17 protein-coding genes are annotated in these 16,326 nt (G+C 61.6%); all 17 read right to left on the bottom strand.

All coding sequences use genetic code 11. The annotated features are described in order from the left end of the window. Positions 1-18: 18 nt before the first annotated feature. Positions 19-804, bottom strand: a complete 786-nt coding sequence (locus ASF84_RS12545; protein ID WP_056838745.1) for a protein phosphatase CheZ — start codon at positions 802-804, stop codon at positions 19-21. A gap of 19 nt (positions 805-823) precedes the next feature. Continuing rightward, positions 824-1,198: a chemotaxis response regulator CheY gene (locus tag ASF84_RS12540; RefSeq protein WP_177339462.1), complete on the bottom strand. Its 375-nt coding sequence runs from the start codon at positions 1,196-1,198 to the stop codon at positions 824-826. A gap of 245 nt (positions 1,199-1,443) precedes the next feature. Further along, a complete protein-coding gene (gene fliA, locus ASF84_RS12535; RefSeq protein ID WP_056838744.1) occupies positions 1,444-2,184 on the bottom strand; it encodes an RNA polymerase sigma factor FliA in 741 nt (246 codons plus the stop codon). After that, entirely contained in the window at positions 2,181-3,017 is an 837-nt protein-coding gene (gene fleN / locus ASF84_RS12530; RefSeq protein WP_056838742.1) for a flagellar synthesis regulator FleN, read from the bottom strand. Before fleN ends, fliA begins: the two co-directional genes overlap by 4 nt. Before the next feature lie 115 nt (positions 3,018-3,132). Then, positions 3,133-4,464, bottom strand: coding sequence for a flagellar biosynthesis protein FlhF (gene flhF, locus ASF84_RS12525; RefSeq protein ID WP_056838740.1), 1,332 nt, complete (start codon positions 4,462-4,464; stop codon positions 3,133-3,135). 11 nt (positions 4,465-4,475) lie between these two features. After that, complete coding sequence (gene flhA, locus ASF84_RS12520; RefSeq protein ID WP_056838738.1) at positions 4,476-6,599, bottom strand: flagellar biosynthesis protein FlhA; 2,124 nt, start codon at positions 6,597-6,599, stop codon at positions 4,476-4,478. A 369-nt stretch (positions 6,600-6,968) separates the two neighbouring features. After that, the gene (gene flhB, locus ASF84_RS12515; protein ID WP_056838736.1) at positions 6,969-8,105 is read right to left on the bottom strand and encodes a flagellar biosynthesis protein FlhB; all 1,137 of its coding nucleotides are present in this window, start codon (positions 8,103-8,105) and stop codon (positions 6,969-6,971) included. Between the two features lies 1 nt (position 8,106). Further along, positions 8,107-8,892, bottom strand: coding sequence for a flagellar biosynthetic protein FliR (gene fliR, locus ASF84_RS12510; RefSeq protein ID WP_056838734.1), 786 nt, complete (start codon positions 8,890-8,892; stop codon positions 8,107-8,109). Between the two features lie 5 nt (positions 8,893-8,897). After that, on the bottom strand, positions 8,898-9,167 hold the full coding sequence (fliQ, locus tag ASF84_RS12505) for a flagellar biosynthesis protein FliQ (protein WP_056838732.1): 270 nt from the start codon (positions 9,165-9,167) through the stop codon (positions 8,898-8,900). A gap of 61 nt (positions 9,168-9,228) precedes the next feature. Further along, positions 9,229-9,981 carry a flagellar type III secretion system pore protein FliP gene (gene fliP / locus ASF84_RS12500; RefSeq protein WP_056838730.1) on the bottom strand — a complete coding sequence of 251 codons (753 nt, stop codon included), beginning with the start codon at positions 9,979-9,981 and terminating at the stop codon, positions 9,229-9,231. Beyond that, positions 9,981-10,475, bottom strand: coding sequence for a flagellar biosynthetic protein FliO (gene fliO / locus ASF84_RS12495; protein ID WP_056838728.1), 495 nt, complete (start codon positions 10,473-10,475; stop codon positions 9,981-9,983). Before fliO ends, fliP begins: the two co-directional genes overlap by 1 nt. Continuing rightward, the gene (gene fliN / locus ASF84_RS12490; RefSeq protein WP_056838726.1) at positions 10,476-10,940 is read right to left on the bottom strand and encodes a flagellar motor switch protein FliN; all 465 of its coding nucleotides are present in this window, start codon (positions 10,938-10,940) and stop codon (positions 10,476-10,478) included. It abuts the gene before it with no gap. 59 nt (positions 10,941-10,999) lie between these two features. Continuing rightward, positions 11,000-11,968 (bottom strand): flagellar motor switch protein FliM, encoded by a 969-nt coding sequence (fliM, locus tag ASF84_RS12485; protein ID WP_056838724.1) that lies wholly within the window; start codon positions 11,966-11,968, stop codon positions 11,000-11,002. Between the two features lie 10 nt (positions 11,969-11,978). Next, positions 11,979-12,479 carry a flagellar basal body-associated protein FliL gene (fliL, locus tag ASF84_RS12480; RefSeq protein WP_056838722.1) on the bottom strand — a complete coding sequence of 167 codons (501 nt, stop codon included), beginning with the start codon at positions 12,477-12,479 and terminating at the stop codon, positions 11,979-11,981. A 288-nt stretch (positions 12,480-12,767) separates the two neighbouring features. Further along, complete coding sequence (locus tag ASF84_RS12475; protein ID WP_056838721.1) at positions 12,768-14,114, bottom strand: flagellar hook-length control protein FliK; 1,347 nt, start codon at positions 14,112-14,114, stop codon at positions 12,768-12,770. Positions 14,115-14,187: 73 nt separating this feature from the next. After that, the gene (locus ASF84_RS12470; RefSeq protein WP_056838719.1) at positions 14,188-14,568 is read right to left on the bottom strand and encodes an Hpt domain-containing protein; all 381 of its coding nucleotides are present in this window, start codon (positions 14,566-14,568) and stop codon (positions 14,188-14,190) included. Between the two features lie 30 nt (positions 14,569-14,598). Continuing rightward, positions 14,599-16,323 carry a fused response regulator/phosphatase gene (locus ASF84_RS12465; RefSeq protein WP_056838717.1) on the bottom strand — a complete coding sequence of 575 codons (1,725 nt, stop codon included), beginning with the start codon at positions 16,321-16,323 and terminating at the stop codon, positions 14,599-14,601. Between the last annotated feature and the right edge of the window lie 3 nt (positions 16,324-16,326).

Genomic DNA, 16,326 nt, shown 5'->3' with positions numbered 1-16,326 from the left:
AAAATTAACCGTCAAGACCTAGAAGCCGAGGCTCGATAACAAGTCGTCCACATCATCCTGACCGGAAACGACATCTTCCCGTTTATCGGCATGAATTTGCGGACCTTCACCTTGGGCGAGATTTTTTTTCGGATTATTTTCCGCCAACAGTGCTTCACGATCATGTTCAATGCCGGCAAAGCGATCGACATGGCTGGCCATCAGCACCAGCTTGAGCAGATTGCTTTCAACTTCGGTGACCAATTGCGTCACGCGCTTGATCACCTGGCCGGTCAGGTCCTGATAGTCCTGAGCAAGCAGAATGTCGTTGAGGTTGGTCGCCACGCTGTGACTTTCCTTTTCGGTACGAGAAAGAAAGCCTTCGACGCGCTTTGCCAGCCCACGAAACTCTTCGGCACCGATTTCGCGGCGCATCAGGCGCCCCCAGTCGGCGCTCAACGCCTTGGCGTCGTCGCTCAGGCTGTTCATCAGCGGCGTGCTCTGCTCCACCAGGTCCATGGTGCGGTTGGCCGCGCCCTCGGTCAGGCGCACAACATACGACAGGCGTTCGGTGGCGTCCGTGATCTGCGACACCTCTTCGGCCTGTGGCATCTGCGGGTCTATCTGGAAGTTGACGATCGCACTGTGCAATTCACGTGTCAGCTTGCCCACTTCCTGATAAAGGCCGCGGTCCCGAGTCTGGTTGAGCTCATGGATCAATTGCACGGCATCGCCGAACTTGCCTCTTTCAAGGCTGGCGACAAGCTCGTGCGCATGTTTTTTCAGGGTCGACTCGAAGTCGCCCAATGAATCGTTGTTGTCCATAGCGCCCTCGCGGCATGCATCAGCTATTGACGCGCTCGAAGATCTTCTCGATCTTTTCTTGCAGTACCTGGGCGGTAAAAGGCTTGACCACATAGCCGTTCACGCCAGCCTGGGCCGCTTCGATGATCTGCTCACGCTTGGCTTCGGCAGTCACCATCAGCACCGGAATGTGCTTGAGACGTTCGTCCAGGCGCACTTGACGCAACAGGTCGATACCCGACATGCCGGGCATGTTCCAGTCAGTGACCAGAAAATCGAAACCACCGCTTTGCAGCATCGGCAATGCGGTCAGGCCGTCATCGGCTTCCGACGTGTTGGTGAACCCCAGGTCACGCAACAGGTTTTTTATGATCCGCCGCATCGTTGAAAAATCGTCAACGATGAGGATTTTCATGTTCTTGTCCAATTCGACCTCCAAACAGTCCTGAACGAGCCCGGCTCCCGGACCCGCTGTTCACTCAATACCGGCACAGCACATTTTCGACCGCTTGCCGCTTTCACAGGCCTGGCACATGGACACGGGCAAACGCCTGAACCAGTCATCCCCAGGGATGCTGACAGGCTCCTGCCTTGTCCGGGTACTCGACACGTGACGCCTTGCACAGCCGGTCTGCAGCCGCCCGGACACTCCGGACGCTGTCAGCGTGCGCGCCACTCCCCCAAACGCCCCCGCAAACGTGCGGCGCACTGGCTGTGTAACTGGCTGACCCGTGATTCGCTGACCCCCAGGACCTCACCGATTTCCTTGAGGTTCAGCTCTTCGTCATAGTACAGCGCCAATACCAGACGCTCACGCTCCGGCAGATTGGCGATGGCATCGGCCAACGCGGCCTGGAAGCGCTCGTCTTCCAGGTCCCGCGACGGCTCCAGCGAAGCGCTGGCGCCATCCTCGTGCAGCCCGTCATGATCGCCGTCCTGCAAGAGGTCGTCAAAGCTGAACAGGCGGCTGCCCAAGGTGTCGTTCAAGATAGCGTAATAATCATCCAGACTTAACTGGAGTTCGGCCGCAATCTCATGATCTTTAGCGTCGCGGCCGGTTTTTGCTTCAATGCCACGAATCGCATCGCTGACCATGCGGGTATTACGGTGCACCGAACGCGGTGCCCAGTCGCCCTTGCGCACCTCATCGAGCATCGCGCCACGAATGCGGATGCCGGCGTAGGTCTCGAAACTGGCGCCCTTGCTCGAATCGTATTTGGTCGACACTTCCAGCAGGCCGATCATGCCGGCCTGGATCAGGTCTTCCACCTGCACACTGGCCGGCAGGCGCGCCAGCAGGTGATAGGCAATGCGCTTGACCAACGGCGCATAACGCTCGATCAGTTCGTACTGCGAATTCCTGGAAGCCTTGCTGTACATCTGGTAACCGCTGGCTGTCATTGAACGGGTCCCGCTGCGCTGGTCTGGTGAACAAGCCGCTCGACGAAGAACTCAAGGTGCCCGCGCGGATTGGCCGGCAGAGGCCAGGTGTCGACCTTCTGGGCAATGGCCTTGAACGCCAGGGCGCACTTGGAACGTGGAAACGCTTCGTAGACGGCGCGCTGTTTCTGCACGGCCTTGCGTACACACTCATCATAGGGAACGGCACCGACATACTGCAGCGCCACGTCAAGGAAACGGTCGGTGACCTTGGTCAGCTTGGCAAACAGGTTGCGCCCTTCCTGGGGGCTCTGGGCCATGTTGGCCAGGACCCGGAAACGGTTCATGCCGTAGTCACGGTTGAGCAGCTTGATCAGGGCGTAGGCATCGGTGATCGAGGTCGGCTCGTCGCACACCACCAGCATCACTTCCTGGGCGGCGCGCACAAAGCTGACCACTGACTCGCCGATACCGGCAGCGGTGTCGATGACCAACACGTCAAGATTGTCGCCAATCTCGCTGAAGGCCTGGATCAGGCCGGCATGCTGGGCGGGCGCCAGGTGCACCATGCTCTGGGTGCCGGAAGCCGCCGGCACGATGCGTACGCCGCCAGGGCCCTGCAACAGCACGTCGCGCAGTTCGCAGCGGCCTTCGATGACGTCGGCCAGGGTGTGCTTGGGGGTCAGGCCCAGCAAGACATCGACATTGGCCAGGCCAAGGTCGGCATCGAGCAACATGACACGTCGCCCAAGCTCGGCCAGCGCCAGTGAAAGGTTCACTGACACGTTGGTCTTGCCGACGCCACCTTTGCCGCCGGTCACGGCGATAACCTGTACGGGATGCATGCTGCCCATGTTATTTCATTACCTTGTCATGCGTAGACCGAAACCACATTACGGGCTGCACGTTCGCTTGCGAACAATGCCTGGCAGACCAGATATGCAGGGACCTTCCAATCGTTTCCATCAATTACCCCACTTGCTTGCCGGGTTTGTGATAGAGGTCGGCGAACATGTCCGCCATGGCCTCCTCACTCGGCTCATCCTGCATCTGCACACTGACCGCGCGGCTCACCAGCTGGTGACGACGCGGCAGGTGCAGATCATCAGGAATACGCGGCCCATCGGTCAGATAGGCCACAGGCAATTCGTGACTGATCGCCAGGCTCAGGACTTCGCCGAGGCTGGCGGTTTCGTCCAGTTTGGTCAGGATGCAGCCGGCCAGGCCGCAGCGCTTGTAGCTGTGATAGGCCGCCGTCAGTACCTGTTTCTGGCTGGTGGTGCCCAGCACCAGATAGTTGCGGGCACGGATGCCGCGCCCGGCCAGGCTTTCCAGTTGCAGGCGCAAGGCCGGGTCGCTGGCTTGCAGGCCGGCGGTGTCGATCAACACCACGCGCTTGCGAATCAACGGCTCCAGCGCCTGGGCCAGCGACTGGCCAGGATCGACATGGGTCACCGGCACATTGAGAATCCGTCCCAGGGTCTTGAGCTGCTCCTGGGCGCCAATGCGAAAACTGTCCATGCTCACCAGGGCGATGTTCTGCGCGCCGTACTTGAGCACGTAACGCGCGGCCAGCTTGGCCAGTGTCGTGGTCTTGCCCATGCCGGCCGGACCGACCATGGCAATGACGCCGCCCTCTTCGAGCGGTTCGATTTCCGGCACGCTGATCATCCGCGCCAGGTACGCCAGCAGCATGCGCCAGGCCTGCTTGGGGTCTTCGATATCCGGGATCATGCCCAGCAGGTCACGTGACAACGGGCCGGACAGGCCGATGCGCTGCAGGCGGCGCCACAGGTTGGCCTGTTGCGGGCGCGCGCCCTGCAACTGGTTCCAGGCCAGGGAGCCAAGCTGCACTTCGAGCAGCTCGCGCAGGCCATTGAGTTCCGAGCACATCGATTCGAACACACGCTGCCCTACGGCGGCGTCAGTGACCGGCGAGGCCGACGAGGGCGCAGTGGCACGTGGCGGCTCTTCGAACGTCGGCTCGATATGCGTATCGGCCGCGCTGAGCGGCAGCCCGGAAAACAGCTGGAGGTTATTGCTGGCATCGCTGTCTGTAGGGTTCTCAAGCTCGGCCTGGGCGGAGACGATGCGCGACTGGGTCTTGCGCAGTTCATCCTCGAGCTCCATGTTCGGTACCCGTGGCGCCAGGGCAGACAACTTGTAATCCAGGGCAGCGGTCAGCTCGACGCCACCGGCAATGCGCCGGTTACCAATGATGGCCGCCTCGGCGCCCAGCTCATCGCGAACCAGCTTCATGGCCTGACGCATATCGGCGGCGAAAAATCGCTTAACTTGCATGACTCACTACCTCAGCCGTTGGGCCCGACAGTCGCTACGATGGTGACTTGCTTGTTGTCCGGAATTTCCTGGTACGCCAGCACATGCATGTTCGGTACAGCCAATCGTCCAAACCGTGACAGCATGGCCCGGATCGGTCCTGCTACCAGCAGAATCACCGCCGAACCTTGCATTTCCTGACGCTGTGCAGCCTCGATCAACGATCGCTGGAGCTTCTCGGCCATGCTTGGCTCAAGAAGAACGCCTTCTTCCTGACCTTGACCAGCCTTCTGCAGACTATTGAGCAAGATTTGTTCCAACCTTGGCTCAAGCGTGATGACAGGCAGCTCAGACTCAATTCCTACAATGCTTTGGACGATTGCGCGGCTCAGGGCGACACGCACCACCGCCACCAAAGCGGCGGTATCTTGACTCCTTGAAGCGTTGTTGGCGATGGCCTCGGCGATGGTGCGGATATCCCGCACCGGCACGTGCTCAGTCAACAGCGCCTGCAGGACATTGAGCAGACCCGACAGCGACAGCACACCCGGCACCAGTTCTTCCGCCAGTTTTGGCGAACTCTTGGCCAGCAACTGCATCAGTTGCTGGACTTCTTCATGGCCGATCAGCTCATGGGAATGCTTGTAGAGAATCTGGTTGAGGTGCGTGGCGACCACGGTACTGGCATCGACCACGGTGTAGCCCAGCGACTGTGCCTGGCTGCGCTGACTGATCTCGATCCAGACCGCTTCCAGACCGAAAGCCGGGTCGCGCGCGCTGATACCGTTGAGGGTGCCGTAGACCTGGCCGGGGTTGATCGCCAGCTCCCGGTCCGGGTAGATCTCGGCCTCGGCCAGGATCACCCCCATCAGCGTCAGGCGATAGGCGCTGGGCGCCAGGTCGAGGTTGTCGCGGATGTGCACGGTGGGCATCAGAAAGCCCAGCTCCTGGGAGAGCTTCTTGCGCACCCCCTTGATCCGCGCCAGCAACTGCCCACCCTGGTTGCGGTCGACCAGCGGAATCAGGCGATAGCCGACTTCCAGGCCGATAATGTCCACCGGGGTCACGTCATCCCAGCCCAGTTCCTTGGAGTCCTGCACACGGCCCGGTGGCGGCAGCAGGTCCTGCTGGCGCTGCACCTCGGCCAGGGCCACGATCTTGCTCTGCTGATCACGGCGCCACAGCCAGTAGGCGGCACCGGAGGCCGCCAGGCCCAGACTGATGAAGGCGAAGTGCGGCATGCCTGGCACCATGCCCATGACCATCATGATCGCGCCAGAAACACCCAATGCCTTGTACGAGGTGAACATCTGGCGATTGATCATCTTGCCCATTTCTTCCGAACCGGAAGCACGGGTCACCATGATCGCGGCGGCAGTGGACAACAGCAGTGATGGCAATTGCGCCACCAAACCGTCACCAATGGCCAGCAAGGTGTAGATGCGCCCGGCATCGGCGAAGGTCATGCCGTGTTGCAGCATGCCCACCAGCATGCCGCCGATCAGGTTGATGAACAGAATCAGCAGGCCGGCAATGGCGTCGCCGCGCACGAACTTGCTGGCACCGTCCATCGAACCATAGAACTCGGCCTCGGCCGCGACTTCGGCACGCCGCACCTTGGCCTGGTTCTGATCGATCAGGCCGGCATTGAGGTCGGCGTCGATGGCCATCTGTTTGCCTGGCATCGCATCAAGGGTGAAACGCGCGCTGACCTCGGAGATCCGCCCGGCACCCTTGGTGATGACCACGAAGTTGATGATCATGAGGATGGCGAAGACCACGATACCGACCACGTAGTTGCCGCCGATCACCACCTCACCGAAGGCCTGGATCACTTTGCCCGCAGCGTCGTGACCGTCTTGGCCGTGGAGCATCACCACGCGGGTCGAGGCCACGTTCAGTGCCAGGCGCAACAGAGTCGCGACCAACAGGATGGTCGGAAATACCGAGAAGTCGAGCGGGCGCAGTGCATACACACACACCAGCAGCACGACAATCGACAAGGCGATGTTGAAGGTGAAGAACACATCCAGCAGAAACGGCGGGATGGGCAACATCATCATGGCCAGCAGGGCCAGCAACAGCACCGGTACAGCCAGTTGACTATGATTGCGGCCCAGGTTGCGTGCGCCACTGACTAACTGAGATCGATCCACTGATGCCCCACCGCACTAGACCAAAACAAAACTTTGACGCTACAGGCGCCCTGTCCCGACCTATTGCAAAAAGCTGTCCAACTCAGCGCAACAATGTGCAGGACGTGCAGGACTAATACCGATACAGGTACATCTGTTGCGCCTGTACTGCCGCATTCGCCAGCAGAGCTGCCTCCCATAATCTGGTGCCAGGCCCGAAGTCAGGGTCACATCAATCCTGTGGGAGGCGGCTTGCCGGCGATGAGGCCAGCAAGGCCAAAACACCTGCTGCGCCTGTACTGCCGCATTCGCCAGCAAAGCTGCCTCCCACAGGCCCGCGTCAAGGCTTAACTGCCCGGCATTAACCTGCAGGACCGACCGGTCCTGCATCTATTCGTCGCGCTGCAGGTCGGGGGGGATGGAGATGTCGCCAAGCGGCGTGGGGCGTTTGCCGCGGCCGGCCTGGAACTGGCGGATCTGGTAGACGTACGCCAGCACCTGGGCGACAGCCATGTACAGCCCGGCGGGGATTTCTTCTTCAAGTTCGGTGCTGTAGTAGATCGAACGCGCCAACGCCGGCGACTCGAGGATCATGATCTGATTGTGGTTGCCGATCTCACGGATCTTCAAGGCAATCAGGTCCACGCCCTTGGCCAGCAACTGAGGAGCGCCGCCGTTTTCAGGGTCGTACTTGAGCGCCACGGCAAAGTGCGTCGGGTTGGTGATGATCACATCGGCATCAGGGATCGCGGCCATCATGCGCCGGTTGGCCATGTCGTGCTGCAACTGGCGAATGCGCTGCTTGACCTGCGGGTTGCCCTCGCTGTTCTTGTGTTCGTCGCGCACTTCCTGCTTGGTCATCAGCAGTTTCTTGTGCGCCTGGAACAACTGCACCGGCACATCGACGGCAGCGATCAGAATCAGCCCGCACACGATCCACAAGGTGCTCCAGCCGACCAGCTGCAGGCTGTGGATGATCGCCATTTCCAGCGGCTCATGGGAAATGGCGATCAGGTCGTTACGGTCTTTCTTGATGACCACCAGGGCCACGGCGAGGATCACCAGGAACTTGGCGAACGCCTTGAGCAGCTCGACCAGCGAGTTGACCGAGAACATGCGCTTGACCCCGGACAACGGGTTCATGCGGCTGAACTTGGGCGCCAGCGACTTGGTGGCGAACAACCAGCCGCCCAGCATGATCGGCCCGACAAAAGCCGCCACCAGCATGGCGATCATGAACGGCAACACCACCAGCATGGCGGTCTGCCCGGTCTTGAGCAGCATGCGCCCCATCCACATGGGGTCCATCAGCATCTCGCGGCTGATCGAGAAATTCTCGCGCATGGCTTCGGCCAGCATCTGCGCCACGCCGCCACCAAACATCAACAGCCCCACCGACCCCATCATCATCACCACCAGCGTGGTGAGCTCCTTGGAGCGTGCCACCTGGCCCTCGGCCCGACTGTCGCGGACCTTTTTCTCCGTGGGTTCTTCTGTTTTGTCCTGACCGCTCTCGCTTTCTGCCATCTCAGCGGGCCCTCACCAGATCACGTATTTGTTGCAGGGCTTCGACCGCCATGGGCTGATACTGGCTGAGGATGTCGGCCATGCTCATCCACAGGATTACCATCCCCAGCACCAGGGTCAACGGAAAGCCGATGGAGAAGATATTAAGCTGCGGCGCGGCGCGGGTCATGATGCCGAAGGCGATGTTGATGATCAGCAAGGCCGTGACCGCCGGCAGCACCAGGCGCAGGCCAGAAGCCATGACCCAGCCCAGGCCGTTGGCCAGGGTCCAGAAGTTGCCCACCGGCACCCCGCCGCCCACCGGCATCGTGGTAAAGCTTTCGACCAGCACTTCCAGCACGATCAGGTGGCCGTTCATGCCCAGGAACATCAGGGTCACCAGCATGGTGAAGAACTGCCCCACCACCGCCGAAGACACGCCGTTGGTAGGGTCGACCATCGACGCAAAGCCCATGCCCATCTGCGTGGCAATGATCTGCCCGGCCACTACGAAAATATGGAAGAACAACTGCAGCGACAACCCCAGGCCGACACCAATGATGATCTGCTCGCCGATCAGCAACAGCGCACTGAGGTCCAGCGCCTGCACCGCCGGCATGGGCGGCAGCACCGGCGCGACGACGATGGTGATGGCAAAGGCGAAATACAGCCGCACCCGGCGCGGAACCAGGGTGGTGCCGATGATGGGCATGGTCATCAGCACCGCGACGATGCGGAACATCGGCAGCATGAAGCTGGCCACCCAGGTGCTGATCTGGGTATCGGTCAGGGCGAGCATCGGCTGCATGGGCGCTAGCCGATCAGGGTCGGAATGCTGTTGTACAGATTCAGCACGTAGTCCATGAACACACCCAGCAGCCAGGGGCCGGTGACGATCAGGGTCAGCAGCATGACCAGCAGGCGCGGCAGAAAGCTCAAGGTCTGTTCGTTGATCTGCGTGGCGGCCTGGAACATGGCCACGATCAGGCCGCAGATCAGGCTGGGCACCACCAGGATCGCAACCAGCACGGTGGTCAGCCACAAGGCCTCACGGAACAGGTCGACCGCAACTTCAGGGGTCATCGGACAGGCTCCTCGGCAGAACGGCTACGGGATGCGTCGCAGGCAGTGTTCAGAAGTGCTTTCATACGCCGCCAAAGCTGCCGGCCAGCGTGCCCACGATCAACGCCCAGCCGTCGACCAGCACGAACAGCATGATCTTGAACGGCAACGAAATGATCAGCGGCGAGAGCATCATCATACCCATGGCCATCAGCACGCTGGCGACCACCATGTCGATGATCAGGAACGGGATGAAGATCATGAAGCCGATCTGGAAGGCGGTCTTGAGCTCGGAAATCACGAAGGCCGGCACGATGATGGTCAGCGGCGCCGCTTCCGGGGTCTGGATGTCGGTGCGCTTGGACAGGCGCATGAACAGCTCCAGGTCACTGGTGCGGGTCTGCGCCAGCATGAAATCCTTGACCGGCACCTGCGCCCTGACCAGGGCATCCTGCGCCGACATCGTCTCGGCCAGGTAGGGCTGCAGGGCATCGCGGTTCACCCGCTCGTACACCGGCGTCATGATGAACATGGTCAGGAACAGGGTCATGCCGATCAGCACCTGGTTGGACGGTGTCTGCTGCAGGCCCAGTGCCTGGCGCAGGATCGAAAAGACCACGATGATGCGGGTGAAGCTGGTCATCAGGATGACGAACGCCGGAATGAAGCTCAGCGCCGTCATGATCATCAGGATCTGCAGGCTGACCGAGTACTCCTGCTGGCCGTTGGCGCCATTGGACAGGGTGATCGCCGGAATCGACAACGGGTCGGCTGCCAGCGCCAGCGGCGCCGCCATCCCCAACAGCAGCACTATCAGCAAACGCACGATGCCCATTACGTCTTGTCCTTGTCCTTGCCCATGAGCTCCAGCAGGCGCTGGGCGAATTCGGGAGTGGCCGGCTGGCGGACCGGAACGTCCACCGCCTCGCGGAGCACATGCAGCGGCGTGATACGCCCCGGCGTGACGCCCAGCAGAATCTGTTCCTTGCCCACCTGCACCAGCACCAGCCGGTCGCGTGGCCCAAGGGCGCGCGAACCGACCAGCTCGATGACCTGCTGGTTGCCCAGGCTACCAGCCTGCACCTTGCGCATCACCCAGGCCAGCAGGAAGATCAGGCCGATCACCAGCAGCAGGCCGAGCATCAATTGCAGCAGTTGCCCGCCCATGCCGCCCGACAGCGCACTGCCGACCTGGGGCGCGGCCGCCACCGCATGCGTTGACGCCTGGGTGACCGGCGCCGGGTCCACGACTGCAGGTCCGGGCGCGACCGGATCGGCGGCCCATGCCATCAGCGGCATGAGCAACAGGGCATAGGGCAGGCGCTTCACTTAACGCAGCTTCTTGATACGTTCGCTCGGGCTGATTACGTCTGTCAGACGAATACCGAACTTCTCGTTGACCACCACCACTTCGCCGTGGGCGATCAGGGTGCCGTTGACCAGTACGTCCAGCGGCTCGCCGGCCAGACGATCCAACTCGATCACCGAACCCTGGTTGAGCTGCAACAGGTTGCGAATGCTGATGTCGGTGCTGCCCACTTCCATGGAGATCGACACAGGGATGTCCAGGATCACATCCAGGTTGGGGCCGTCGAGGGTGACCTGCGCCGAATTTTTCGGCACGCCACCGAACTCTTCCATCGCCATGCGGCTGGAAGCAGGCTGGCGTGCAGCATCGGCAGCCAGCAAGGCATCGATGTCTGCCTGGCCATCGCCCGCTTCGCCCAGGGCCGCAGCCCATTCATCGGCCAGCGCCTGATCTTCAGCAGAGGTCATATCGTTATCAGCAGCCATGGGTTGTCCTCGGAAACAGTCATTCAATTACACAACAGGGTGCAGCGCGACCGTGACGATCAGCGCCGTTCAATGGGTTCGACGATCTGCAGGGCCAGGTTGCCCTTGTGCGAGCCGAGCTTGACCTTGAACGAAGGCACGCCGTTGGCGCGCATCACCAGCGTGTCGGTCAGCTCCACCGGGATCACGTCACCGGGCTGCATGTGCAGGATGTCGCGCAGCAGCAACTGACGATTGGCCACCGTGGTGGTCACCGGCACCGACACATCGAGCACGTCTTCCTTGAGCGCCTTGACCCAGCGCTCGTCCTGGTCGTCGAGATCGGACTGGAAACCGGCATCGAGCATTTCGCGGATCGGCTCGATCATCGAGTACGGCATGGTCACGTGCAGGTCGCCGCCACCGCCATCGAGTTCAATGTGGAACGTCGAGATCACCACGGCCTCGCTGGGACCGACGATGTTGGCCATGGCGGGGTTCACTTCCGAGTTGATGTACTCGAAATTGACTTCCATGATCGCCTGCCAGGCTTCCTTGAGGTCGACGAAGGCCTGGTCCAGGACCATGCGCACCACGCGCAACTCGGTCGGGGTGAATTCACGCCCTTCGATCTTGGCGTGACGCCCGTCGCCGCCAAAGAAGTTGTCCACCAGCTTGAACACCAGCTTGGCATCGAGGATGAACAGCGCCGTACCCCGCAGCGGCTTGATCTTGGCCAGGTTGAGGCTGGTGGGCACGTACAGCGAATGCACGTATTCACCGAACTTCATCACCTGCACGCCGCCCACCGCCACGTCCGCCGAACGGCGCAGCAGGTTGAACATGCTGATGCGGGTGTAACGGGCGAAGCGCTCGTTAATCATTTCCAGGGTCGGCATGCGTCCACGCACGATCCGGTCCTGGCTGGTCAGGTCATAGGTCTTGACCGTACCGGGTTCGGAAATGGTGTCGGTATCCACCATGCCATCGTCCACGCCATGCAACAGCGCGTCGATTTCATCCTGGGACAGCAGGTCTTGCACGGCCATGTCGTGGATCCTACTGCAATACGAAGTTAGTGAAGAGCAACTGCTCGACCACGGTCTTGCCCAGCTCTTTCTGGGCCACTTCCTGAATGCTGGCAGTCGCCTTCTGGCGCAGCATTTCCATGCCCACCGGCGTGGTCAGCGAATCGAACGGAATACCGGCGAACAACAACACCAGATTGTTGCGAATGGTCGGCATATGGACCTTCAGGGCCTCCATGTCGGTGGCACTGCGCGCCAGCATGGTGATGCTGACCTGCATATAGCGCTGGCGACCGTTGACATTGAAGTTGACCACGAAAGCCGGCGTCATGGCTTCGAACACCGCCGCCTGCTTGGCATTGGCCTGCGCGGCTGCGGCCGCCGGGTCCGGCTTGGGATCGGACTTGTGCATCAGAAACCAGGTCGCACCGACCGAAAGGCCGATGGCCAGGATCAGGCCTACCGCCCCAAGAATGATGAGCTTGAGTTTTTTCTTCGAGCCGGGCTCTTTGACTGCTTCGCTCTGCGCCATGCCAATAATCCGTCACTATTCAGGGGGTTCACTGTTACGTGACTGAGGCAGAGCAAAGGTTATGCCAGAGTGCAACACATGCGCGCCACGCCGGCGATCAACCTGCCTCCTGGCAGCACGCTGTCACGTAGCAGAGAGGGGGCCAGGAGCGCGCTTGCCGGAATGCCGGACCACCGCGACCGGCTGCGTGGCAGTCGTAAATTTGCAGCGTTTTCGAGATTTTTGCGAGCGCTGCGCACTCGGTCGCCGGCAAGCGGGCTCCTACCAGAGCCTGTGTCTACGACCCCATCAGGCGTAATAGTCGATCTCGCTGCTGCCGATCACGCGCTGCACTGGCTGGCTGGCGGCGACGGTCGGTTCTGCGGCGTGCCCGTCAGGCGCATCGCCACTGCCTGAGTCGACACGCGAACCACCGCGCTGGGCACGACTGGCCTGTTCCTGGGCCTGCTGTTGGGCCTGTTGCTGCGACTGGTCGGAAACGTTGACGTCGACCTGGCCAAGACCTTGCTGCTGGAAGGATTCACGCAGGCGGATCATCTGGCTTTCCAGTGCGTCACGCACCCCCAGATGAGCACTGACGAAGGTGACCTGGGTCTGCTGGTCCGGCGCCATATTGACGCGGATGTCCAGGCGGCCGAGTTCGGCCGGTTCGAGTTTGATTTCCGCCGACTTGAGATTCTGGCTGGAGAGGTACATCACCCGCTCGACGATGCCTTCGCTCCAGCCGCTCTGGTGCATGGCCAGCGGCTGGTTGATGACCGGTGTCGCCACGGGCGTGGCACTGCCTGCCCTGGCTGGCTGTGCCGCCTGGCTCAAGGCGGCCAGGCGCTCGGCGAAGTTGTCGACGCGGGTATCGCCCGCAGCCGCCTTGACGTCTTTCAGGCCGTCATCGAGCAGGCCGGCCAGGGATTTCTCACCGCCCTCGGTTCCGCCTTCCAGATCCTGATCGCCTTGCAGACTTGCCAGGTTATTGACGATGTTCTGCGCGTCCGTCACTTCCCCGTCAACCAAGGCACCATTTTGCGCTGTCGGCGTCTGGGCAGTCGCCTGAGCCGCGCCGGGACGGCGACCGTTGGCACTTTCCAGGGCGAACTGCAAGGCATGCAGCCCCGCGAGTGGATCAACGTCAGGATCGAAGGCCTCCTCGGCGACCGCCTCGGCAGCCACTGTCGCCGCCGGCAGGATCAAGGGCAGCGCGCCCTGCCCGGCCTGTGCGGCAGCCATTGCCTGCTCGGCCTGCTCGGCGGTGCTACCGGTCGCATTCTGCGCCGCGCCGTCGGCGCCTTGCTCGCCCGAATGCCCCTGGTCGCCGGCTTGCGTCACAGTCTCGGCTGGCAAGTCATTGCCGCTTTCGGCAACGGCCGAGGTGTTATCGGCAACCTCTGGCGCCTCGTTCGGCTTGTCCTTGCCAGCCGTGGCCCTGGCCTTGTCAGGCGCATTGCGTTCGCGGGCCGCATTGGGCTGTACATCGCGGTCGGCCTTTGGCGCCTCGCGGGATTCGCGGTTGAATACCTTGGCGAAGCCGGACGCCGGGTCCTTGCCGATCTCAGCAGACCTGGACGAATGGCTGGCGGCACTGGACTTGGCCGAGGTCGCCGCATTGGTCTGGAGCAATACATTAGGGGCAAGGGACATTTGAATCTCCGCATCGGGCAGCACAATATCATTGCACCAGCAAGATGCGGGCCATGTCACAAAAGGGTCTGTTTCAGGTCACCAAAGGTGAGGCCTGGGCGACAAGGACTTCACGCTCGGCGTCGAATAACCGGCGGATGATCAGGTATTCGCCATTGATCGACTCGACCAGCGCCTGCAGCCCCTCGACGATCTGATGGCGGGCCTGCTCTTCGAGTTGACGGCACAGCTCCGACAGCCACACCGCCCCCATGTTGCTGCTGCTGCCCTTGAAGCTGTGGGCCGCCAGCCCCAGCTCGACAAAATCCAGCGAGGCGCCGCCCAGGCGCGCGGCAAGCACCGCCTGGCGCAACAAGGCCATGCGCAGGTCGGAGTCCTTGAGAAAGACGTCGATCAGGGTCAGGTACTCGTCTTCCATGACGTCCTGCAAGGTCGTCAACACACTGTAATCCATATGAACGGCTGACACTTGCTCACTCCTTGATCAAGAAACCGGAGGCAAGTATGCCACCAGCCCCCAGGAAAACTCCACGCAAACCGCCCGCCCCCCCTCTGACCAGCGGGCATCGCTGCACAGCGAGCGGACCAGCCTGAGACCACGACCGCACAACTGCTCATCCGCAGGTGAACGAGCCAGCACACCTGGCACATCGAACCCGTTGCCGCTGTCCTGCAGGTTGATACTCAGTACGCCCCCTTCGGCGCTGGCCCGAACCTCCAGTTGCAGACGGATAAAACCACTCTGCAACTGTTCAAGGCGCCGGGCCCGCTCCTGATAATAGCGGGCAAATCCGGCAGCATTGTGTTTAAGGCGCGAATCGAGACCCAGTACACCATGTTCCAGCGCATTGCTGTACAGCTCGGCCAGTACGCTGTATAGCGCCCCGCTCTGGTCGCGCAAACCGTGCACCTCCAATAACAGCTGGAGGATATAAGGCAGGGGATTGAAGGTTTTCAGGGTGGCGGCGCGAAACTCGAAACTGGCTGACCAGTCCAGCGGATTGGCCGGACCGTCATCAATCCGGCTCGCCACCGGCATGCTCTCGCCCAGCGGGACCGAGGTGCTGATGTCCAGCATGCTGACGTCATCGCGTGCCTGGCCACCAAAATCATTCAGCGCCTGGAGGATTTCCTCGATCAGTTGTGCAGGCTCGCGGTTGGCGGCCAGCACCTCGCACAACCGTTGGGTGCCGAACAGGCGGTCCTGGGCGTCGCGCGTGTCCATGACACCATCGGAGAGCAAGAAGATCCGGTCGCCCGGCGCCAATGGCAGGACTTCGGTGCGCTCGTCAAAAGCACTGGCTGGCAGGATACCCAACGGCAAATGGCGTGACGGCAGGGACTGGTAGCCGCCAGCACCCGCGTGCAGCAGGTAGCCGTCCGGCAGGCCACCGTTCCAGAGTTCGACCTGTTGCTGCTTGAAATCGATGCACAGCAAGGTTGCACAACAGAACATGCCCACCGGCAGGATGCGCTTGAGCTTGGTGTTCATCTCGCGCAGCATTTCCGGCAAGCCGTAGCCTTTGGCGGTCATGCCGTAGAACACCTCGGCCAGCGGCATGGCGCCGACCGCAGCCGGTAAGCCATGGCCGGTAAAGTCGCCGAGAAACACATACATGTGTCCGGCAGGCGACCAGGCCGCCAGCATCAGGTCACCGTTGAACAGCGCATAGGGCGATTGCAGGTAGCGGATATTGGGCGAGTCCAGACAGCCCGAATGCGCCACCTGGTCGAAGACGGCCTTGGCCACGCGCTGCTCGTTGAGCAGGTGTTCGCGATGACTGGCCAGCAGGTCGCGCTGGCGTAGTACGGTGTCCTGCAACTGACGCAGACGGTTCATGGCATTGATCTTGGCGGCCAGCACCAAGGGGTTGAACGGCTTGGCAATGAAGTCGTCGCCACCGGCATCCAGGCAACGCGCCAGCGCTTCGCCTTCGGTCAGGGCCGTCAGGAAAATGATCGGCACCAGCGACTCGCCGGCCAGTTGCCTGATCTGCCGGGCCGCCTCGAAGCCGTCCATGACCGGCATCATGGCATCCATCAGCACCAGATGCGGCTGCTGGAGGCGGTACAACGCCAGCGCTTCGACACCGTTGGCAGCCACCAGGGCCTGATGACCCTGACGCGTGATCAGGGTCGACAGCAGCAAGCGATCGCTGGGGCTGTCGTCGGCGATCAGAATGCGCAGGCAAGCGTTATCGGCTTGCAAGGC

The sequence above is a fragment of the Pseudomonas sp. Leaf127 genome (genome assembly GCF_001423155.1).
Classification (GTDB): Bacteria; Pseudomonadota; Gammaproteobacteria; order Pseudomonadales; family Pseudomonadaceae; genus Aquipseudomonas; species Aquipseudomonas ovata.
Note: the sequence above shows the minus strand (reverse complement) of the source record. Positions and strands in the feature narration are given on the sequence as shown.

Coding starts and splice junctions, on each gene's coding strand:
- fliM (WP_056838724.1), bottom strand. CDS start 11,968: ATGGCCGTGCAAGACCTGCTGTCCCAGGATGAAATCGACGCGCTGTTG.
- fliN (WP_056838726.1), bottom strand. CDS start 10,940: ATGGCTGCTGATAACGATATGACCTCTGCTGAAGATCAGGCGCTGGCC.
- ASF84_RS12470 (WP_056838719.1), bottom strand. CDS start 14,568: ATGGATTACAGTGTGTTGACGACCTTGCAGGACGTCATGGAAGACGAG.
- flhF (WP_056838740.1), bottom strand. CDS start 4,464: ATGCAAGTTAAGCGATTTTTCGCCGCCGATATGCGTCAGGCCATGAAG.
- fliQ (WP_056838732.1), bottom strand. CDS start 9,167: ATGACCCCTGAAGTTGCGGTCGACCTGTTCCGTGAGGCCTTGTGGCTG.
- fliR (WP_056838734.1), bottom strand. CDS start 8,892: ATGCAGCCGATGCTCGCCCTGACCGATACCCAGATCAGCACCTGGGTG.
- fliP (WP_056838730.1), bottom strand. CDS start 9,981: ATGGGCATCGTGCGTTTGCTGATAGTGCTGCTGTTGGGGATGGCGGCG.
- fliL (WP_056838722.1), bottom strand. CDS start 12,479: ATGGCGCAGAGCGAAGCAGTCAAAGAGCCCGGCTCGAAGAAAAAACTC.
- ASF84_RS12545 (WP_056838745.1), bottom strand. CDS start 804: ATGGACAACAACGATTCATTGGGCGACTTCGAGTCGACCCTGAAAAAA.
- fliA (WP_056838744.1), bottom strand. CDS start 2,184: ATGACAGCCAGCGGTTACCAGATGTACAGCAAGGCTTCCAGGAATTCG.
- fleN (WP_056838742.1), bottom strand. CDS start 3,017: ATGGGCAGCATGCATCCCGTACAGGTTATCGCCGTGACCGGCGGCAAA.
- flhB (WP_056838736.1), bottom strand. CDS start 8,105: ATGGCAGAAAGCGAGAGCGGTCAGGACAAAACAGAAGAACCCACGGAG.
- ASF84_RS12540 (WP_177339462.1), bottom strand. CDS start 1,198: ATGAAAATCCTCATCGTTGACGATTTTTCAACGATGCGGCGGATCATA.
- ASF84_RS12475 (WP_056838721.1), bottom strand. CDS start 14,114: ATGTCCCTTGCCCCTAATGTATTGCTCCAGACCAATGCGGCGACCTCG.